A 20,332-nucleotide genomic window follows, 5' to 3' on the forward strand; every position below is an offset into this window, starting at 1 on the left:
GGCCCGCCCTACAATGTGGCTTACCTTCTCGCACGCCGACCCCGACACGATGACCGACTGGTCGCTCGACCTTGCCCGCAAGACCTATTCCATCCCGCACTGGTCGGAAGGCTATTTCGATGTAAACGCCGCCGGCCAGGTCGTGGTGCGGCCGAAAGGCGCCACCGGCCCGACCATTGCCTTGCCCGAAGTGGTCGACTCGGCGATGGCCATGGGCGCGAAGCTGCCGATGCTGGTGCGCTTCCCGGACGTGCTCGGCGACCGCCTGCATCGATTGCAGACTGCGTTTGCGCAGGCACGCAAGGACTGGGATTACGCCGGCGAGTACACCGCGGTGTATCCGATCAAGGTCAACCAGCATTTCGGCGTCGCCGGTACATTGGCCAGCCACCACGGCGAGGGCTTCGGGCTGGAAGCCGGCAGCAAGCCGGAACTGATGGCCGTGCTGGCGCTGAGCCGGCCTGGCGGGTTGATTGTCTGCAACGGTTACAAGGATCGCGAATACATCCGGCTGGCGCTGATCGGGCGCAAATTGGGCATGCAGACTTATATCGTGATCGAAAAGCCGTCCGAACTGCGATTGGTGCTGGAAGAAGCCAAGGCGCTGGATGTAAAGCCGGGCCTCGGCGTTCGCATGCGACTGGCCTCGCTGGGTGCCGGCAAGTGGCAGAACAGCGGCGGCGACAAGGCCAAGTTCGGCCTCGACCCGCGCCAGTTGCTGGATCTGTGGAAGCGCCTGCGCGATGCCGGCATGGGCGATTGCCTGCAACTGCTGCATTTCCACATGGGTAGCCAGATCAGCAACGTGCGCGACATCGCCAAGGGCATGCGCGAAGCCACCCGTTACTTCGTCGAACTGAGCAAGCTGGGCGCGAACATCAGTCATGTCGATGTCGGCGGCGGGCTCGGCGTCGACTACGAAGGCACGCGTTCGCGCTCCTACAATTCGGTCAACTACGGCATCCACCATTACGCATCCAGCATCGTGCAGCCGCTGGCCGAAGCCTGCGCGCGCGAAGGACTGTCGCCGCCGCGCATCGTCACCGAATGCGGCCGCGCGATGACCGCGCACCATGCAGTGCTGGTGACCAATGTCTCCGAAGTCGAACGCGCGCCGGAAGGCCGCGTGCCTGACGTGCATGGTGATGAATCCGATCCGGTCGCGCAGCTGCGCGTGCTGCATGAAGAGCTTGCCGACCGGCCTGCGGTCGAGGTTTACCACGAGTCGGTGCAGGCGCATTCCGAAGGCCTGAGCCTGTATGCGCTCGGGCAAATCGACCTGATCCAGCGCGCGCGTATCGACGACCTGTTTTACGCCATCGCACATGCAGTCAAGGCGCGCCTGACCTACGACGAAAAGAGCCATCGCGATCTGCTGGATGAACTCAATGAGCGCCTGGTCGACAAGTACTTCGTCAACTTCAGCGTGTTCGAATCGATGCCCGACGTGTGGGCGATCGACCAGGTGTTCCCGATCATGCCGATCGAGCGCCTGGACGAAGCGCCGACCCGGCGCGGGATCATTGCCGACCTGACCTGCGACTCCGACGGCAAGATCGACATCTACGTCGAAAACGAAGACCTGGACAGTTCGCTGCCGCTGCACGAATTGCGCAAGGGCGAACGCTATCGTCTTGGCTTCTTCCTGGTCGGCGCCTACCAGGAAATCCTGGGCGACATCCACAACCTGTTCGGCGACACCGATGCGATCGAGGTCAAGGCCGAAGGCGACGGTTGCCGCATCGTCCACCAGCGCCAAGGCGACACTACCGACGTGATGCTGGATTACGTTGGCTACAACGTCGACGACCTGCGCCGTATCTACAAGGATAAAGTCGCCGCCGCCGATTTCGGCCAGGTCGAGTCTGATCGCCTCAATGAGGCGCTGGAAAACGGGCTGACTGCGTACACGTACTTGAGTGACGAGCCACTGGAGTAGGTGATTTCACGGCGACTCGCCGGTATTTCCACCTGAATGCCTTCGCCGGAATACTTGCGCGGCGAGATGCTGCGAGATGGTCGGTATCGCAAGGGCGGGCGTTGGCTTGAACGAAGCCTCTATCGGGGCGGCGAACGCCTCACTGCATCAACAATGCAGCCTCCAACACCGGCTTGGCCCACTCTGGGGTGCGCTTTAGCGTATCGGTGTCGGTGGGCCAGGCGATACGGCCGTGTTCCATCTGCAACAGCAGGCATGGGTTGGGAATGGGTGTGCCGGGTGCGGCGTCGATGCTGTTGTCGTACACCTGCAACTGCGCCAGATGCGGGAGCAGGGCGATCAGGTTGGCAATAGACGTAACGCAGCGTTCGCGGATCTTCGCTTCGGGGATGTCGTGCCCACCTTGCGAAACCCTGAACCTGACGCGGGCAAGGTGATGTTCCGGTGTGTCCAGTCCGCAGTACCACATCAGGACATCGTGGGTCGTGGCGGCGATGCGCAATTTTGCCGCAATGGTATTGCCGCCCAATGTGGTCTCGAATGCGAAATCCCGCCCATTGGCGATGGCGCGATCCAACCGGCGCACGCCTTCCTGCCAAGCAGCGCCGTTGGCATCCGCAAGCAGGCAGCTGGTGGTTTCGATCAGCTGCCGGGTAAACGTATCCGGGTTGAACCAGTCCAGTCCGGCTTGCGTCAACGCGCGGCCGCCGATCGAACTTTTGCCGGCTCCATTGACGCCGGCAAGAACGTAAATCAGTGGACGCGGCATGGTTCAGTCGTCATGACTCAGTAGTGCTTGCCGGCCATGATCTCGCCGGCCAGGTCAAGCGGCTTGCGCAGGATGTCGCGCAGCTTCTCGCCTGCATCCGGCGCGTCTAGCGATTCCAGACGTTTGTCGAATTTGCGACGGAGCACATCAAGCGCCGCTGCATCGCGGTCGGCGGCCTTGTGCAGCAGGTCCAGGATGGCGGTGTATTCCTCGGCAGACAGGATCACCGCCTCGGGTTCATCGTGGTTGGTGACCACCACCTTGCCGCTACGGGCAATGGTTTTCATCACACCACGCCAGCCCAGCTTCTTCACGTCCGAGGCTGGCGTGCGCGGCAGGTTTTCAAGGGCGCTGAGCGCAACGGCTGCCATGGCGGATTCTCCAGAGGGTTGAGTGGCCAATATACACTTTTTGGACCTTTAGGCCTGAATGGAACAAATAGGCTAAATGGCGTGTATCAGGTATCGCGCGCCACCTGGAAGCCCGCGAACGCCTGCGAGGTCGGCATGATTTCCAGCCGGTTGATGTTGAGGTGCGAAGGTAGCGTCGCAACCCAGAAGATGCTTTCGGCGATATCTTCGGCGGTCATCGGGTTCGCGCCGGTATAGAGCTTGTCGGACGCGGCTTGGTCGCCATGGGTGCGGACCACGGTGAATTCGGTTTCGGCCATGCCCGGCTCGATGGTGGTGACGCGCACGCCGGTGCCGTGCAGGTCGCAGCGCAGGCCTAGCGAGAACTGGCTGACGAAGGCCTTGCTGCCGCCATAGACATTGCCGCCAAAGTACGGATACACACCTGCGACCGAGCTGATATTGATGATCGCGCCCTTGCGCTCAATGAGCGTCGGCAGTAGCGCATGGGTCAGCGTGACCAGCGCGGTCACGTTGGTATCGATCATGGTTTTCCAGTCCGACAGCAGCGCGTCCTGTGCGGGCTTGGTGCCCTGCGCCAGGCCGGCGTTGTTGACCAGCAGGTCGATCCCGCGGAAACGCTCGGGCAGCGAATCCAGTGCGGCGCGCATCGCGGCTTCGTCGCGGATGTCGAAACAGGTGGTGTGCACGCCATCACCGAGTTCGGCGCGCAATGCATCCAGGCGCTCGGCGCGGCGACCGGTGGCGATGACCTGCCAGCCGGCATCGACGAAGCGGCGCGCGGCGGCGCGGCCGAAGCCGGCGGTGGCGCCGGTGATCAAGGCAGTGCGGGGAGAGTTCGTGTTCATGCCGATATTCTAACGAGGCAAGCGGCCGCTGCGCCTCATTGGCTGCAGCAGCTCACCAGACGCCGGGTAGCAGACGCTTGGTTTCGCGTGCGTAGCCGGATAGTCGTCCGGGAACGCCTGCGCCAGCACGCCTTCCTCGACGCGGATGCGCCACAGGAACACCAGCGTCACCGGCACGATGACGACCAGCACCGCGGCGATGTCGCCCAGGGACAGTGCAAAGCCGTAGAACGTTGCCAACGCGCCGGTGTAGGACGGATGTCGCAACACGCAATACGGCCCGTCGCGGACGATGCGGTGGTCGGGGCGGATCGACACGTCCACGGTGAAGTATTCGGCCAGCACCCGGATCGACCACCAGCGGAACAGCATGCCGACGATCATCATCGCCATGCCGATCAGGAACAGCGCCTGCCGCGGTGGTTCCGGAATCGGCGATGGCTGCAGACGGGACAGCCACACGCCCAGCCCGATGCACAGGTAGATCGTCACCATTAGCAGGCGCAGGGTGCCACCGTCGCGCTGGCGCGTGCGATCGCTCGAACGCCGGCGCAATGCAAGCCAGATTTCGCTGGCGGCCCAAACCGCAACCAGGCCGGTATAAACCTGCGAAAGCATCATCGTTGAACCTGCACGTGGAAAGCTGGATGCAAGTTACCTACACCCGGGAGTGCAAAGAAGTGACAGGTCTCATGCAAAAGGCGTGAGAGCTGTTGCGGGGCCTCAGTTGGTCTTGACCGCCATCGCCGGCAAGCCGCCGTTGGTGAGTTTGGACTTGGCGGCGGCCAGCTCGGAGGCGGTGCCATACGGCCCCATCCGCACCCGGTAGACGGTCTTGCCGCGGATCTCTGCAGCTTCCACCCGCGCGTTCAGGCCCAGCAGGGCGATCTTCGCCTTCACCGTTTCTGCGTCGCCGGAACCGCCGAATGCGCCGGCTTGGAGAATGTAGTGCGCATCGCTGGTCGGTGCTGACGGACTCGTCGTACTGCTGGTGGCAACCGTCGTGCCGGCATTGGGTGTCGTGCTCGAAGCGTTGGTCGACGCCGCCAACCCGGCCGCATCAGGGTTTTCAGCAATCGGCTTGGGCAGCCCGCCCGCAACTGTCGATGTGCCCGCCTGGGTTGCTGCAGTCTGTGCCGCGGTTTCGGCCTTGGCGCTGGCGGCCAGTTCGGCGTCGCTCATCTCCACTTCCTGGCCCGGTAGCAGGGTATAGAAGTCGTACTGGGGCTTGGGCTTGCTGTCGCCAGCCTTGCCGCCGACCGTCGAGTCGGTGGTGACATCGGGTGCGAGTGCATCGTCGTCATTGGCACTGGTTGCTGGTTGCGCATCCGGGTTCGGCTTCGGACCAATGCGCAGGAAACCGTCGCCACCGGCGCCGGATTTCAGCAGGCGTGGCGCGGCCAAGACCACCAGCAAGGTGACCAGCACGCCGATCACCAGCCAGGCCCAGCCGGGCAGGCCACCGGAAGGATTGCGCCGCGCTTGTGACTTGCCGCGTCGTGCCGCCATTAGCTGCTGCTCCCGCTCTTGATGTGAATCACATGCTCTCCGGGGCGCTCACGCCCAGCAAATCCAGTCCATTGGCTAGAACCTGCCGCGTCGCTCGCGCCAATGCAAGCCGTGCGTCGCGCAAGGCGGCGTCGGCGACCAGTACCGGGCTGGCGTGGTACCAGCCGTGGAATGCATTGGCGAGTTCACGCAAGTACTGCGCGATCAGGTGGGGCTCCAGTGTGATGCCGGCGGCTTCCACCACTTCCGCAAAACGCGACAGTTCACGCATCAGCTCCTGAGCCGGTGCATCGTCCAGCAAGTGCAGGTTGGCTTCGCCGTTGGCGGCATCGTGCGGCATGCCTTTCTCGATGGCCTGACGCAGCAGGCTGCAGATCCGCGCATGCGCGTACTGCACGTAGTAGACCGGGTTGTCGTTGGATTGCGAACGGGCGAGGTCGATGTCGAAGGTGAGTTGCGAATCCGGTTTGCGCGCGATCAGGAACCAGCGCGTGGCATCGCAGCCGACTTCGTCGATCAGGTCGCGCAGGGTCAGGTAGCTGCCAGCACGCTTGGACAGCTTCACTTCCTCGCCGCCGCGCATCACCGTGACCATCTGGTGCAGCACGTAGTCCGGGTAACCGGCGGGAATACCGCAATCCAGTGCCTGCAGGCCGGCTTTCACGCGTGCCAGCGAACCGTGGTGATCTGCGCCAAGCTCGGTCACCGCGCGCGTATAGCCACGCTGCCACTTGCTCAGGTGATAGGCGACGTCCGGCACGAAATACGTGTAATTGCCGTCGGACTTGCGCATCACGCGGTCCTTGTCGTCACCGAAGTCGGTGGTGCGCAGCCACAGTGCGCCGCCTTCCTCAAAGGTATGGCCGTGGGCGATCAATTCGCGCACGGTCTCGGCGACCTTGCCGTCGGTGTACAGCGATGATTCCAGGAAATAGCGGTCGAAGCTCACGGCATAGGCGGCGAGGTCTTCGTTTTGTTCGCGGCGCAGCCAAGCCACGCTGAACGCGCGGATGGCGTCGATGTCGTCGGGGTCGTTCTTGCCCTCGACCACATGGCCATCGACCTCGACGCTGTCACCGCGCAGATAGGCGGCTGCAACATCGTCGATGTAGTCGCCGTTGTAGGCCTCTACAGGCCAGTCGGCATCACCGGGCTTCAAGCCCTTGGCACGCGCCTGGGTCGATTTCGCCAGGTTCTCGATCTGTACGCCCGCGTCGTTGTAATAGAACTCGCGCTTCACGTTCCAGCCGTTGGCGGCCATGACTCGCGCGATGCAGTCGCCGATCACCGCGGCGCGGCCATGGCCAACATGCAGCGGGCCGGTCGGGTTGGCCGAGACGTATTCCACACCCACGGTTTGACCGCCAGCCGACGCGTTGTGACCAAAGCCATCGCCCGCTTCCAGCACGTCGCACACCTGCTGCTGCCATGCGGCGGGCGTCAGTTGGAAATTGATGAAGCCGGGTCCGGCGATCTCGACCTTCTCGACGGCGGTTGATGCCGGCAAGGCGGCCACAAGTTGCTGGGCCAGCGCACGCGGATTGCTGCGCGCGGCCTTGGCCAGAAGCATTGCGACATTGCTGGAAAAGTCGCCATGCGCGCGTTCTTTAGGACGTTCGATCACGAAGTCCGGCTTGGAGGGAGCGCCGGGCAGGTCGGCGGGCAGGATGCCGGCGGCACGCAGGGCATCAAGGCCCTGTTCGATCAGGGTGCGAAGCTGGGCTTTCACAACGGGAAGGTAGTCACGTTCAATGGTGTCGCATTGTACGCGAGGCCCTGATCTGGCTGTAGGAGCGTCCATTTGGGCCGATCGCGGTTGAATTCACATCACAAACCGCATCGCGCTCAGATGGGCGCTCCTACATTATTCACACCATCCCGCGCGCCGCCATCGACACCGGCGGGCCATCGCCGATCACGAAATGGTCCAGCAGACGCACATCGACCAAGGCCAGTGCCTGTTTCAGGCGTGCGGTGACGGCGCGATCGGCGGCACTGGGTTCGGGATTGCCGCTGGGATGGTTGTGGCCAACGATCACGGCCGCTGCGCCCTGCGCCAGCGCGCGTTCGACCAGGACCCGTGGATGCACCTCGGCCCCGTCAATACTGCCGTGGAACAATGGCTCGAAACCCAGTGCGCGATGCCGCGTATCCAGGAACAGGGCGGCGAACACCTCGCGTGGCTGCGCGCGCAGACGTTGCGCGAAATAGCGGCCGGCGGCGGAAGGATCGCTCAAGGTGATGCCACGTTCGAGTTGCGCGGCCAGGTGGCGGTGCCCAAGCTCAAGTGCGGCAACTAGCGTGCAGGCGCGCGCCGGGCCGAGCCCCGGCAGTTCGGTCATCGCCTGCGCACTGCGATCCAGCAGGCCACGTAGCGGGCCATGCGCCTGCAGCAGGTCGCGCGCAGTGGCGACCGCATCGCGGCCGGCGGTGCCGGAACCGAGGAAGATCGCCAGCAGTTCGGCATCGGACAACACAGAGGGGCCGCGGCTGAGGAGCTTTTCGCGGGGACGTTCGCAGGCGGGCCAGTCACGGATGTGCATGGCCACATGTTCGGCGCGGCGCGGGCTCGGCGACATCCGGCGAATGCGCTGCATCGGGTAAGCTGGGGACCCGTGGAATGGTCAGGAAACCCCGTCGCATGCAGGCATCCGTCATGCCCTCCGGCACGCGTCATATCCTGCTCTGCGTCTGCGGCGGCATTGCCGCCTACAAGGCTGCGGAACTGGTGCGCCGGCTGCGCGACGATTCCACGACACGCGTCATGGTGGCGATGACCGAAAACGCGCAGCGCTTCGTTGGAGCCCAGACCTTCCAGGCATTGTCCGGCCAGCCAGTGCGTACTTCGCTGTGGGACGCCAGCGCCGAAGCGGCGATGGGCCACCTGGAACTGGCGCACTGGGCCGACCAGGTCATCATCGCGCCGGCCACAGCCAACAGCATCGCCAGGTTGGCGCATGGACTGGCCGACGATCTGGTGTCAACCCTGTGCCTGGCCACGACCGCACCGATCGCGATTGCCCCGGCGATGAACCACCGCATGTGGCTGCATCCGGCGACCCAGGCCAATATCGCCACGTTGCGTTCGCGCGGGGTGCAGGTGATTGGACCGAACGACGGCTCGCTGGCCGAAGGTGAATCCGGCCCCGGGCGCATGGCCGAATCAGCGGAAATCATTGCCGCATTGAACGGAACTGGTGCGTGATTAATGCGCTTGCCGGTTGTCGCGTGCTGGTCAGCGCCGGTCCGACCTTCGAAGACATTGACCCAGTGCGTTTCCTCGGCAATCGCAGCAGCGGCAAGATGGGCTTCGCGATCGCCGCCGCTGCCGTCGAACGTGGTGCGCAGGTATGCCTGGTCGCCGGGCCGGTGTCGTTGCCGACGCCCGTCGGCGTAACCCGCATCGATGTGCGCAGCGCGGCGCAAATGCACACGGCGGTGATGGCGCAGCTGTCAATAGAGCACTCGCCCTGCGATGCCTATATCGGCGCCGCGGCGGTCGCCGATTTCACCCCGCAGGCGTTCGCCGGCAGCAAGCTCAAGAAGATGCCCGGCGAAGACACGTTGACCCTTGAGCTGGTCAAGACCCGCGACATCCTGGCGGAAGTCGCGACCCATGCACAGCGACCACGGCTGGTGGTTGGCTTCGCTGCGGAAACCGATGATGTGGTCGCCTATGCGCGCGGGAAACTGCAACGCAAGCGGCTCGACCTGATCTGCGCCAACCGAGTCGGCGTGGGTGCCACCGGTTTCGAGAGTGACGACAACACGCTGCTGGTGCTCGGTCACGAGGGTTTCCAGCGCACGCTGGGGCCGGCCGCGAAAACTGAAATTGCCGGACGATTGCTCGATCTGATCTCGGAACGACTGATCACCGAACGACTGGTCACGGAGCGACTGCGCTGATGGATCACGCCTTGCAGGTGAAAGTGCTGGATCCACGTTTTGGCGATGTGTGGCCATTGCCGGCCTACGCCACCCAGCACAGCGCCGGCCTCGACCTGCGCGCGGCGCTGGACACGGGGCTGATGCTGCAGCCGGGCGATGCCGCGTTGATCCCGTCAGGGCTTGCGATTTACATCGCCGATCCCACCCTGTGCGCAGTGATCCTGCCGCGCTCGGGGTTGGGCCACAAGCACGGTATCGTGCTGGGAAATGGCACTGGCCTGATCGATGCGGACTATCAGGGGCCGTTGATGATCAGCGCTTGGAACCGCGGCAAGGCGGCCTACACCATCGAGCCGGGCGACCGCATCGCGCAACTGGTTTTGTTGCCGATCGTGCGTGCGACCCTGCAAGTGGTGGATACTTTCGACGAAAGCGCACGCGGGGCCGGCGGATTCGGCCATACCGGCGTGCGTTGACTGGGGGCAGGATGAGCGACGAAGACAAGCGCAAGTTGCAACTAGACCCTGCGCAATGGGCAAGGTTATTGGCTGTCATCACCTTGTTCCTGCTGGTGTTGGGTCTCTGGTTTGCCATTGCCGGCGGGCGCCAGTTGCAGGCGGACATGCGCCTGGATTCCCTCCAGGTCGCGCGCGACGACGCGGTGACCGAAACCCAGCGCAACTTGCAGTCATTTCGGCGCAAATTCAGCGCGACGCTGGCGTCGCCCGCGGTGGCTGCTGCATTGAAGACGGGTGACAACGCGGCTGCGTCTCGGGCCATAGAGGCGGCATGGCCCGATCTCATGCGCAGCGAAGTCTGGCCAGCTGACTTGCAGGAGCGTTACGCCAGCCTGCCGGCCAGCGGTTTTGGCAGCCTTGCAGTGGGCGAGGCCGCGCTGGCCGAAGGCAAGCCGGTGGCACGCATCATCTCGACCGCAGGCGGCGAGCGCCTGGCATTGGCGGCCCCTGCGGCTGGCCCGCAAGTGCAGGTGCTGGGTTATGTCGAGTTGCCACTGGAACGCGCGACCCATGGCGTAGCTGCGGCCAGGCTGTCCTCGGGTACGTATCTTTCCTTGCGTCAAGGCGCGCGCGATGTGCTTGAGCGCGGGGATCTGACGCTCAAGGGTTCTGCAGAATCGTTGGCGGCCAAGGTGGCCGACAGCGACCTGCGTGTTGCCGCGGCGGTGCCGGATGATGTGTTGGTGCCGCTTGGCCTTGGCGCGATCGCCGCGATCGGCACCGGCGGCATCCTGCTGCTGGCGGCGCTTGGCGTCTGGCTTGGCGTGCGCCCGCGCATGCTCGGCAAGGTGCTTGGTGCCGACGCCGGTGATGTCCAGACCTTGGCCGAGCTGCAGCTGACACAGGCCGAAGAGGCGCAGCCCAAGCCGAAGCGCGAAATCACCGATAGCGCAACCGCGAAAGCCTCGGTCGTGATCGACCGCAGCATCTTCCGTGCTTACGACATCCGTGGCGTGATGGGGCAGACCCTGGATGCAGGCGTGGCCGAACTGATTGGCCAGGCGATCGGTTCGCTGATGCACGACAAGGGCCTGGAGGACATCGTGGTTGGCCGCGATGGCCGCCTGTCCGGTCCGGAGCTGACCGAAGGGCTGATCACTGGCCTGCGCAAGGCGGGCCGCAACGTCATCGACATCGGCCTCGTGCCGACACCGGTGGTGTACTTCGGCTGCTTCCACCTGCGCACCGGCTGTGGTGTGGCGATCACCGGCAGCCACAATCCGCCGGACTACAACGGCTTCAAGATCGTGGTTGGCGGCGAGACGCTGTCCGGTGCGGCGATCACCGACTTGCATGCACGCATCGCCGAAGACCAGCTGCTCGAAGCGGATTCGCGCGGCACCCTGGACGAGCGCGACATCAGCGACGACTACGTCGAACGCATCGCTGGCGACATCCAGATCGGTCAGCGCCTGAAGGTAGTGGTAGATGCCGGCAACGGTGCGGCCGGGGTGATCGGCCCGCGCGTACTGGAAGCCATCGGCGCCGAGGTCACGCCGTTGTTCTGCGATATCGACGGCACCTTCCCCAACCATCATCCCGACCCCAGCGACCCGCAGAACCTGACCGCGCTGGTGCAGATGGTGGAGCGCCTGGAGGCCGATATCGGCATCGCCTTCGACGGTGACGGCGACCGCCTGGGGGTGATTACCCGGGCCGGCAAGAACATCTATCCGGATCGGCTACTGATGCTGTTTGCCGCCGACGTGCTGCAGCGCAATCCGGGCGCGGTGATCGTGTACGACGTGAAGTGCACCGGTCGCCTGCCGGCGCACATCCTGCGCCATGGCGGCAGCCCGTTGATGTGGAAGACCGGGCATTCGCTGATCAAGGCGAAGATGCGGGAAACCGAGGCCGAACTGGCCGGCGAGATGAGCGGGCATTTCTTCTTTGCCGAGCGCTGGTATGGCTTCGACGACGGCATCTACGCGGCAGCGCGCCTGCTGGAAATCCTCGATGGCAGCGGCTACACGCCGGACGAAGTGTTCGATGCCTTGCCCGATGGCATTTCAACGCCGGAGATCAAGGTCGAAGCACCGGATGGCGACCCGCATGCCTTCGTCGAACGCTTCCGCAGCATCGCGCGCTTTGAGGGTGCGCGCCTGTCCACCATTGATGGCTTGCGCGTGGATTGGCCGGATGGCTGGGGTCTGGTGCGCGCATCCAACACGACGCCGGTACTGGTGATGCGCTTCGACGCCGATTCCAATCCGGCGATGGCACGCATCCAGCAGGCATTCCGCGAACAGCTGCTGGCGGTACAACCCGGGATGGCGCTGCCGTTCTGACGGATCGTATTGCGGCGGAGTTCGCCCAGTGGTTCAGCGTGCCGGCAGCGGGTCTTGACTGCCCGGATTGGCCGGATTGTCCGCTTCCGATGCCTTGAGGTCGCGATAGCGGCGGACCGCATCGACCAGCTCCGCGTCCAGGGTGGCGCGGTCCTGCTGTTGGTCGGCCAGGATCTGTTGCTGGCGAATCAGGTCGTTGTGTTGATGCAGGATGGAATCCGCAAGGCGCTTCGGCACCGGCTTCTTGTCCAGTTCCCAATCGCCGGCCTGGCGCAGCAACGTGATCAGGCTCAGGCGTTGGTTGGACAGCCCCAACTGGCTTGCCTTCAGGGTTTCGTCCAGCAGCGACGTGCGTTCACCGTAGGCACGGCGCAGGTCGGCTTCGGTCATGTAGGACTCGACCATCGCCAGGTCTTGACGCTGCTGCATGGCCACGGCTTCAGCCTGCCTGCGCGCCACTGTCGCCGACACTGCCGCCGCAGCGCGTTCGCTCTCGGTCAGCGCACGCGCCACCTGGCCGGTGGCGAGTCCACTACTTGCGCTGATCTCGGTGCGTGCAGCGTTGGCCGCTTCGGCTGGTAGCGCATCACTGCAGATCTTGCGGCCATTCTCGTTCCAGCAATAGACCTTCTTGTGCGCCTGGGCCTGAGCATTGGCACAGGCGCTTGCACCCAGCCCGGCGCCAAGCAGCAAGGCAGCAGTGATCCACGCCATTTGATTTCGATGCGACATGACAGCCCCCTGCGGCAATCGTGAAGCGTTCATGTGGTCGTGCCGTAGCGCGCGCGATAGGCGAGCAGGGCATCTCGTTGGGCCACAAGTTCGGTGGTTTTACCTGCAAACGCAAGCAAGTCCTCCAATCCGGCCACTGCAATCACCGGGATTGCGTGCTCGGCGGCGACCGCCTGAGCGGCCGAGTGGGCATCCTCGTCACCCGCGCGTTCCTGACGATCCAGCGCGATCACAATGCCAGCCGGCAAGCCGCCGGCAGCCGAAATGATCGCCAGTGCCTCGCGGATCGCGGTGCCGGCGGTGATCACGTCATCGACGATCAATACGCGCTTGCCGGCCAATGGCGCGCCGATCAGGTTGCCGCCCTCGCCATGCGCCTTGGCTTCCTTGCGGTTGAACGCCAATGGCAGGTCGCGGCCACGGCGCGCGTATTCGCAGGCCAATGCCGTGGCCAGGGGAATGCCCTTGTAGGCGGGGCCGAACAGCAGGTCGAAATCCCCGATTGAGCCAGCGATGCCAGCCGCGTCCAGCGCATCGGCATAGCAACCTGCCAGTTCCATCAGCAATGCGCCCGAGTCGAAGTGACCGGCGTTGAAGAAGTACGGGCTGGTGCGTCCCGACTTCAGGGTGAATTGCCCAAACCGCAGTGCGTCGGCACGCATGGCAAGTCGAAGGAAGCGCGAGCGGTGGTCGTCCATGCCCCTAGTGTCCACGATCTGGCGGCTTTTCCGCTACGCTCCCGCATTGATCCGGCACGCGAGATCGCATGCGCATCCTCAGTTTCAACGCCAATGGCCTGCGTTCGGCGGCCAAGAAAGGCTTCTTCGACTGGTTCGCGGCACAGGACATCGACGTGATGTGCGTGCAGGAAACCAAGGCCCAGGAACACCAGTTGGGCGATGCGGTGTTCCGCCCCGACGGCTATCGCGCCTGGTTCAAGGATGCCAGCACCAAGAAGGGTTACAGCGGGGTGGCGATCTACAGCCGCCGCGAACCCGACGAGGTGCGTACCCAACTCGGCTGGGCCCCTTTCGATGACGAGGGGCGCTACATCGAGGCGCGCTTCGGCAATTTGTCGGTGGTGTCGTTCTACATTCCATCCGGCAGCTCCGGCGAATTGCGCCAGGGCTTCAAGCAAGAGGCGATGGCGTGGCTCAAGCCGATCCTTGATGGCTGGCTGGCCAGCGGCCGCGACTACGTGGTGTGCGGCGACTGGAACATCGTGCGGGCCAGGAACGACATCAAGAACTGGACCGGCAACCAGAAGAACTCCGGTTGCCTGCCGCATGAGCGGGCATGGCTGAGCGGTTTGATCGCGGACGACTGCCATGACGGCCTGATCGTGCCGCCGGCGCACGGCTGGAAAGACAGCTTCCGCGTGGCCAAGCCGGATGCTGTCGAATATTCGTGGTGGTCGCAACGCGGCGCCGCGCGTGGCAATAACGTGGGCTGGCGCATTGACTACCAGCTGGTGACGCCGGCACTGGCCGCTCGCATCGCCTCGGCGACGATCTTCCCGGAACCTAAATTTTCCGACCATGCGCCTTGCCTGGTGGAGTACACCGAGTGAATGATGCCGCTGCTGCCAAAAAGCCTTCGGCCTGGCAGGCCTTCGCCCAGCCATCGGCGTGGACGATGTTTTTTTTCGGCTTCGCCTCCGGCCTGCCGTTCCTGCTGGTGGCCGGCACCCTGGCCTATTGGTTGAAGGAAAAGGACATCACCCTGAAGGACATCACGCTGATCGCCAGTGCAGGCCTGGCGTACACGCTGAAGTTCGTGTGGGCGCCCTTGGTCGACCGCTGGCGGCTGCCGCTGCTTGGTCGTCTTGGACAACGGCGCGGTTGGCTGCTGCTGGCGCAGCTCATCGTGATGGGCGGACTGCTGGGCATGGCGCAGTTGACCCCTGACCGGCTGGCGCCGTTCGTGTGGGTCACGATTCTCGTCGCCTTCGCCGGTGCCACGCTGGATATCGCGGTGGATGCATATCGCGTCGAAATCGCGCCGATCGAGGCGCAGGGCGCGCTGGTGGCCACGTACTCGCTGGGCTATCGAGTTGCCCTGATCGTCACTGGTGCGTTGGCATTGGTACTCGCCGATCACACGGCGTGGAGCAATGTCTACCGGGCAATGGCCGGAGTCATGCTGATACCGCTAGTGGCGGTCTTGCTTGCACGCGAACCGGACGTGCAGCGTGAGTACGCCAGCGGTTGGGCGGCTGGGTTGCAGGATGGCGTGGTGGAACCTTTCGCGGATTTCTTCCGGCGTTTCAGCGTGCCGCTGGCGCTGGCGGTGCTCGCATTCATCCTGTTGGCGAAGATTTCCGATCAGTCCTTGGGCGGCGGGATCATGGCGCCGTTCTATCTGGATCAGGGTTACAGCAAGACCGAGATCGCGGCGATCAGCAAGGTGTACGGGATCTGGGTGGGCATTGCAGGTGTGTTCCTGGGCGGGTTCGCGGTGGCACGCTGGGGCATACGTTGGCCGTTGCTGGCCGGGGTGGTGCTGGGCGCGGTCAGCAACTTGCTGTATGTCTGGCTGGTCGGTGCCAACGGCGACCTGGGCATGCTGACCGTGGTCATTTCCGGCGAAAACCTGGCACAGGGATTCCAGGGCACCACACTGGTCGCCTTCCTGTCGGCACTGGTGAACCAGCGTTTTACTGCGACGCAGTACGCCTTGTTTTCGTCGTTGGTGATGTTGCCAGGCAAGCTGCTCAGCGCGGTCTCCGGAGGTATCGTGGAGACTACCGGCTATGGCGTCTATTTCTGGATCACCGCACTTGCGTCGATTCCCGCCGTGCTGCTGTTTTTCTGGGTCATGCCGAGGCTTCGGCTTGGCGCAGCACATGAAGCTGCGGGCAGGGCGCAAGCCCCCTGAGCTTGCCCTGCGCCGCGTGTCGGGTTAGATATGGACTGCGTTCCCCCGCGCAATCAAGGAAGTCCTCCGTCATGACCGATATCACGTTGCAAAACCTAAGGCCCAAGCTTGTCGAGCGACTCACGCGGCTCGCGCAACTCCAGGGCCTGGCCTTGGATGCCGTCGCTTCGGAAGCACTCACCATTGGCGTGGATGCCATCGAGGATCGGGTTCGCAAGGAGTTGCTCAATACCCGTGAACAGGTCGCACTGAAAGATGCGATCGAGCAGATCCAGAAGGTACCGAATGCTGCATTCGGATTGATCGGACGCGTGAAGCCGCGGCAATAGCTCAGGCTAGGCAGAGTTCAGGCCGGATAGACCGCGCCCAGCACGCGCAGGCCTGCGGCACCGGTGACTGCCGGCAGGTTGCCGGGTCGCCCCGCCAGGGTTTCCCGCGCCAGCCAAGCGAACGCTATCGCCTCGACGAAATCCGGGTCCAGCCCATGCGCCGCGCTGGATTCCACAATGACATCGGGCAACGCTTGCCCAAGCGCAGCCATCAGCCTGTCGTTGTGCACGCCACCTCCGCAAGCGATGACCCGCTGCGTATCCGGTTGTGTCACGCGCAATGCATCGACGATCGTACGCACGCTCAATTCCATCAGCGTGGCCTGCACGTCGGCCGGCGCTTCGTCGCCAGTCAGTTTCGATTCGACCCAGGCCAGATGGAACTGGTCGCGGCCAGTGGACTTGGGTGGCGGCAGGGCGAACCATGGCTCGTCCAGCAGTCGTGCCAACAGCGCTTCATCGATACATCCCTGCGCCGCGAATTCGCCCCCAGCGTCATAGGGCTTTCCGGTATGGCGCAGGCACCAGGCATCCATCAGGCCATTGGCCGGGCCGGTGTCGAAACCACGCACCGCGCCGTGCTTCGGCAGCAGGGTGAAATTGGCGATGCCGCCCAGGTTCAGTGCCGCGCGGTTTTCGCGATCCGAATGCAGCGTGGCTGCATGGAAGGCAGGCACCAGCGGCGCACCGTGGCCGCCGGCCGCGACATCGCGCCGGCGGAAATCCGCCACCACTTGCACGCTGCAGTGCTCGGCGATGCTGGAGGGATCCCCTAATTGCAGGGTGAACGGAACCTCGCCATGCGGACGATGGCGCAAGGTCTGTCCATGCGAGCCGATCGCAACCAGCTCGTTGCGGTCGATGCCGGCTGCTTCGATGGCAGCCTGCGCCGCCTTTGCAAACGCACGCCCGATGCGTACATCCAGTTCGCCAACTTCGTCCAGGGTGAGCGTCATGGCATGCTGGCCGAGTGCCAGCAGGCGCGAGCGTAATGCTGGTTCCCACGGGTCGGTCAGGCCGAACACCAGCTCGGGTGTGGCGTGCGCATCGTCATCTGCAAAGCGCACCAGCGCGGCATCGATGCCGTCGGCACTGGTGCCGGAAATCAGGCCAAGGAAATACTGCTGGGATGCGGATTTCGACATGCGATGAAGTATCGCATCGCCATGCACTGCACTTGCAGATACAACGTCCGTTCTCGCCGAGTTAACCCTTCTTGTTGCGGCTGCTGGCCTTGGCAGGCTTGTCGGCACTGGCTACGCGGGTGTCGTCATTGGGATCGTAGATTACGTCCTCGACCTCGCGGATCTTGTCCAGCGCACGCCGGGTCTCGTTCTTGAACGCGACCAGCGCAGCGCCCTGCAAGGGCTGCGGCGGCGGCAGGGTCATCTTCAACGGATTCTGGTGCACGCCATTGACGCGGAATTCGTAGTGAAGGTGCGGGCCGGTGGCCAGGCCGCTGGAACCGACAAAGCCGATCACCGAGCCCTGGGCGACGCGCTGGCCGATCTTTTCCTTGCCGAAGCGCGACATGTGGCCGTACAGGGTCGTGCGGCCGTTGCCGTGATTGAGGATCACTGCGCGACCGTAGCCGCCCTTCCAGCCGACAAATTCTACCCGTGCATCACCTGCGGCCATGATCGGGGTACCTGTGCCCGCAGCGTAATCGATGCCCATGTGACCGCGCATGCGGCCGAGTATCGGATGCTTGCGCATGCCAAAGCCGGAAGTGATGCGCGCGTACGGGATCGGCATGCGAATGAACGGGCGCCTGAGCGAGCGGCCATCGGGCGTGAAGTATTCCGGCTTGCCATTGCGCATGTACCGGAACGCACTCTTCAATTTGCCGTCCATGGTGAACGTCGCGGCCAGCACCGGGCCGGTATCGACCAGTTGCCCATCCTTCCAGGTCTGGTCGACGACCACGCTGAAGCGGTCGTTGTCGTCCAGGTCGGAATCGAAGTCGATGTCGTACTTGAACATCTCGTCGGTCAATTGGTTGAGCTGCTTGCTGCCCAAACCAACCGAGCGTGCCGACTTGAACAGCGACTTGCCGACCTTGCCGCTCAATACGACCGTGCGCGTGGTGACTTCATGCGCGATCTCGCGCTCACGCAGCGCATTACCGTCGAATTCCAGTTCGACCGGCTCGCCATCGTTGGCGTACTTGCCCATGTCGATGCGCATTGCCCGCACGCTGCCGTCGGCCGGCAGGTTGAAGCTCACTTCGGTGCCCGGGCGCATGCGCCGCAGCATCGGCTGGATCTTTGGGTGCTTCATCACGTCATGCAGCTGGCGATTCGGGATCCCAAGCTCGGCGAAGACGCCACTCAGGGTCTGGCCTGGTTTCAGCGAAACACTCTGCCAGTGATCCGAGGTGATGCTGTGCTTGATGCCCAGTTGTGGCAAAGGCAGCGACAGCGTCATCCGCTGCGCCAGGCCAGGCGATTGCATCGCAGTCGAAAAACCGGGCACGATCGCCGCGACCAATGCGCCGATGGTTGCGAACAGGCTGGCATGCAGCCAGTGGCGACGGGTCCATCGGCCATTGAAGGCATGTGGCAGGCGGGGTGCCGGGATCGGGGTTGATGCGGCTTTTGCGCGCTCAAGATTGCTGCGACGCACGGCCTCGTGGCTCGAATCCGTCATGCGTTTGTTTCCCTCTCAGCGTGAAGATCGCGTCAAAGCGGTACCATAGTCATGTGAAATACATGCGTCAACTCATTGAATCGCCGAATGTTTTTCCGTGTCACGTTTTAACGCTACTTTAACGAGCCATTCCAGACAGCGGTCACAGTGCGTGCCGCCAGCGAACATTCCTTTCAAGAGCACTACCCGTGACCGACCAGCCACATCCTGACCTGCAGCACGCCATCGACCTCATCGCGCGTGGCAGCGATGAAATCCTCAAGCGCGAGGAATTGCAGGCGCGCCTGGCCGAGTCATTGAAGCGCGGCGGGCGCCCGCTGCGAGTCAAGGCGGGATTTGACCCGACCGCGCCAGACCTGCACATCGGCCACACCGTCTTGCTCAACAAGATGCGCCAGTTCCAGGACCTCGGCCACCAGGTGATCTTCCTCATCGGCGACTTCACCGGAATGATCGGTGACCCGACAGGCAAGAACGTCACCCGCAAGCCGTTGACCCGCGAGGACGTACTGGCCAACGCGCAGACCTATTCCAACCAGGTGTTCAAGGTGCTCGACCGCGAACGTACCGAGGTGCGCTTCAATAGTGAGTGGTTCGGGGCGATGACTGCCGCAGACATGATCAAGCTGGCGGCGCAGCATACGGTGGCACGCATGCTTGAGCGCGATGATTTCGCCAAGCGATACGCCGCGCAGCAGCCGATCGCCATCCATGAGTTCTTGTATCCGCTGGTGCAGGGCTACGACTCGGTCGCACTCAAGGCCGACGTGGAACTCGGTGGCACCGACCAGAAGTTCAACCTGCTGATGGGCCGCGGCCTGCAGGAACACCACGGGCAACCGCCACAGGTCGTCCTCACCATGCCGTTGCTTGAAGGCCTGGATGGCGTGCAGAAGATGAGCAAGTCGCTGGGCAACTACATTGGCATCGACGAGCCGGCGATCAACATCGTCACCAAGGCGATGAAGATCGGCGACGAACTGATGTGGAAATGGATCGACCTGCTCAGTTTCGAGATCAGCGTCGATGAAGCGAAGTCATTGAAGCGCGACATCGAAGTGGGTGGACTCAATCCGCGCGACGTCAAGCTGCGGCTGGCCCGCGAACTGGCTGCACGCTTCCAGGGCGATGCCGCTGCAGAGCAGGCGCTCGCAGGCTGGCATGCCGCCGTGCGCGGCGAAGGTGACCTCGGCAACCTGCCATTGCAGGACGTGCCTGTGCCGGCAGATGGCCTGCGCATCGCGGCGCTGCTGGTTGCAGCTGGCCTGATGCCCAGCAACTCCGAAGCCAATCGCAAGCTTAAAGAGCGCGCCGTACGGATCGATGGCGAGGTCTTCGAAGATGCATCCAGGCTGTTCCTGCCTGGCTTCGAGGGTGTGCTGGCTGTCGGCAAGCGAAATTTCGCCCGGGTAATTCTGCGTTCCGTGGCGGGACCCTAGATTATTTTGGCGGGCAAGGCTTGCGGCAGTGCAGCAAAGTTCGCTATACTGGTCGGCCGGCTGAGGTGGGCGGTGAGAATTCTCACTAGCCACTGAAGCAAGCCAAATTCTTCCTCACGCGGTATTGACGGAAGGCAAAAAGCTTGTATGATGTGCGGCTCGCTTGAGCAGAAGTG

At 63.6% G+C, this 20,332-nt stretch carries 19 protein-coding genes and 1 pseudogene; 8 read left to right on the forward strand and 12 right to left on the reverse strand.

Annotated features, from left to right (window positions below):
* Positions 1 to 49: 49 nt before the first annotated feature.
* Positions 50 to 1,939, forward strand: a complete 1,890-nt coding sequence (gene speA / locus PSV05_RS04685; RefSeq protein WP_300062164.1) for an arginine decarboxylase — start codon at positions 50 to 52, stop codon at positions 1,937 to 1,939.
* 139 nt (positions 1,940 to 2,078) lie between these two features.
* Here speA and PSV05_RS04690 read toward each other — a convergent pair whose 3' ends face one another.
* From PSV05_RS04690 to radC, 7 genes are all read right to left on the reverse strand, one after another.
* Positions 2,079 to 2,708: a hypothetical protein gene (locus PSV05_RS04690; protein ID WP_300062167.1), complete on the reverse strand. Its 630-nt coding sequence runs from the start codon at positions 2,706 to 2,708 to the stop codon at positions 2,079 to 2,081.
* Between the two features lie 17 nt (positions 2,709 to 2,725).
* Entirely contained in the window at positions 2,726 to 3,079 is a 354-nt protein-coding gene (locus PSV05_RS04695) for a type II toxin-antitoxin system Phd/YefM family antitoxin (protein WP_300062170.1), read from the reverse strand.
* A gap of 86 nt (positions 3,080 to 3,165) precedes the next feature.
* Positions 3,166 to 3,927 (reverse strand): SDR family NAD(P)-dependent oxidoreductase, encoded by a 762-nt coding sequence (locus PSV05_RS04700; RefSeq protein ID WP_300062172.1) that lies wholly within the window; start codon positions 3,925 to 3,927, stop codon positions 3,166 to 3,168.
* Positions 3,928 to 3,936: 9 nt separating this feature from the next.
* Positions 3,937 to 4,548, reverse strand: coding sequence for a PEMT/PEM2 methyltransferase family protein (locus tag PSV05_RS04705; RefSeq protein WP_300062175.1), 612 nt, complete (start codon positions 4,546 to 4,548; stop codon positions 3,937 to 3,939).
* 102 nt (positions 4,549 to 4,650) lie between these two features.
* A complete protein-coding gene (locus PSV05_RS04710; RefSeq protein ID WP_300062178.1) occupies positions 4,651 to 5,436 on the reverse strand; it encodes an SPOR domain-containing protein in 786 nt (261 codons plus the stop codon).
* Between the two features lie 28 nt (positions 5,437 to 5,464).
* Positions 5,465 to 7,165 carry an arginine--tRNA ligase gene (gene argS / locus PSV05_RS04715; RefSeq protein WP_300062181.1) on the reverse strand — a complete coding sequence of 567 codons (1,701 nt, stop codon included), beginning with the start codon at positions 7,163 to 7,165 and terminating at the stop codon, positions 5,465 to 5,467.
* 139 nt (positions 7,166 to 7,304) lie between these two features.
* Positions 7,305 to 7,979 (reverse strand): DNA repair protein RadC, encoded by a 675-nt coding sequence (gene radC / locus PSV05_RS04720; protein ID WP_300062288.1) that lies wholly within the window; start codon positions 7,977 to 7,979, stop codon positions 7,305 to 7,307.
* 98 nt (positions 7,980 to 8,077) lie between these two features.
* On the opposite strand from radC, the pseudogene coaBC reads away from it, so the two are divergent.
* The 3 genes and pseudogenes from coaBC (at position 8,078) to PSV05_RS04735 (ending at position 12,130) form a co-directional block, all read left to right on the forward strand.
* A pseudogene (gene coaBC, locus PSV05_RS04725) lies at positions 8,078 to 9,342 on the forward strand (bifunctional phosphopantothenoylcysteine decarboxylase/phosphopantothenate--cysteine ligase CoaBC).
* Positions 9,342 to 9,800 carry a dUTP diphosphatase gene (dut, locus tag PSV05_RS04730; RefSeq protein WP_300062184.1) on the forward strand — a complete coding sequence of 153 codons (459 nt, stop codon included), beginning with the start codon at positions 9,342 to 9,344 and terminating at the stop codon, positions 9,798 to 9,800. The pseudogene coaBC and the gene dut overlap by 1 nt, the downstream one beginning before the upstream one ends.
* An 11-nt stretch (positions 9,801 to 9,811) precedes the next feature.
* Positions 9,812 to 12,130 (forward strand): phosphomannomutase/phosphoglucomutase, encoded by a 2,319-nt coding sequence (locus tag PSV05_RS04735; protein ID WP_300062187.1) that lies wholly within the window; start codon positions 9,812 to 9,814, stop codon positions 12,128 to 12,130.
* Positions 12,131 to 12,163: 33 nt separating this feature from the next.
* On the opposite strand, the gene PSV05_RS04740 is transcribed toward PSV05_RS04735, so the two are convergent.
* Together PSV05_RS04740 and pyrE are read right to left on the reverse strand one after the other, a co-directional pair.
* The gene (locus PSV05_RS04740; protein WP_300062190.1) at positions 12,164 to 12,862 is read right to left on the reverse strand and encodes a hypothetical protein; all 699 of its coding nucleotides are present in this window, start codon (positions 12,860 to 12,862) and stop codon (positions 12,164 to 12,166) included.
* Between the two features lie 29 nt (positions 12,863 to 12,891).
* The gene (gene pyrE / locus PSV05_RS04745; RefSeq protein WP_300062193.1) at positions 12,892 to 13,560 is read right to left on the reverse strand and encodes an orotate phosphoribosyltransferase; all 669 of its coding nucleotides are present in this window, start codon (positions 13,558 to 13,560) and stop codon (positions 12,892 to 12,894) included.
* Positions 13,561 to 13,628: 68 nt separating this feature from the next.
* Here pyrE and PSV05_RS04750 point away from each other — a divergent pair, with 68 nt between their 5' ends.
* The 3 genes from PSV05_RS04750 (at position 13,629) to PSV05_RS04760 (ending at position 16,068) form a co-directional block, all read left to right on the forward strand.
* Positions 13,629 to 14,432: an exodeoxyribonuclease III gene (locus PSV05_RS04750; RefSeq protein WP_300062196.1), complete on the forward strand. Its 804-nt coding sequence runs from the start codon at positions 13,629 to 13,631 to the stop codon at positions 14,430 to 14,432.
* A complete protein-coding gene (locus tag PSV05_RS04755; RefSeq protein WP_300062199.1) occupies positions 14,429 to 15,739 on the forward strand; it encodes an MFS transporter in 1,311 nt (436 codons plus the stop codon). The genes PSV05_RS04750 and PSV05_RS04755 overlap by 4 nt, the downstream gene beginning before the upstream one ends.
* Positions 15,740 to 15,810: 71 nt before the next feature.
* A complete protein-coding gene (locus tag PSV05_RS04760) occupies positions 15,811 to 16,068 on the forward strand; it encodes a hypothetical protein (RefSeq protein WP_300062202.1) in 258 nt (85 codons plus the stop codon).
* Between the two features lie 17 nt (positions 16,069 to 16,085).
* Here the strand turns inward: PSV05_RS04760 and PSV05_RS04765 are convergent, their stop codons facing one another.
* On the reverse strand, positions 16,086 to 17,213 hold the full coding sequence (locus PSV05_RS04765; RefSeq protein WP_300062205.1) for an anhydro-N-acetylmuramic acid kinase: 1,128 nt from the start codon (positions 17,211 to 17,213) through the stop codon (positions 16,086 to 16,088).
* 61 nt (positions 17,214 to 17,274) lie between these two features.
* On the reverse strand, positions 17,275 to 18,717 hold the full coding sequence (locus PSV05_RS04770; RefSeq protein ID WP_300062207.1) for a M23 family metallopeptidase: 1,443 nt from the start codon (positions 18,715 to 18,717) through the stop codon (positions 17,275 to 17,277).
* A gap of 188 nt (positions 18,718 to 18,905) precedes the next feature.
* Here PSV05_RS04770 and tyrS point away from each other — a divergent pair, with 188 nt between their 5' ends.
* The gene (tyrS, locus tag PSV05_RS04775) at positions 18,906 to 20,156 is read left to right on the forward strand and encodes a tyrosine--tRNA ligase (RefSeq protein ID WP_300062210.1); all 1,251 of its coding nucleotides are present in this window, start codon (positions 18,906 to 18,908) and stop codon (positions 20,154 to 20,156) included.
* Here the strand turns inward: tyrS and PSV05_RS04780 are convergent.
* Positions 20,153 to 20,332: hypothetical protein (locus PSV05_RS04780; protein ID WP_300062213.1), on the reverse strand; the 180-nt coding region annotated here is incomplete at its 5' end. The two genes, tyrS and PSV05_RS04780, sit on opposite strands and share 4 nt — an antisense overlap.

The organism is Thermomonas sp. (assembly GCF_029945965.1).
GTDB lineage: Bacteria > Pseudomonadota > Gammaproteobacteria > Xanthomonadales > Xanthomonadaceae > Thermomonas.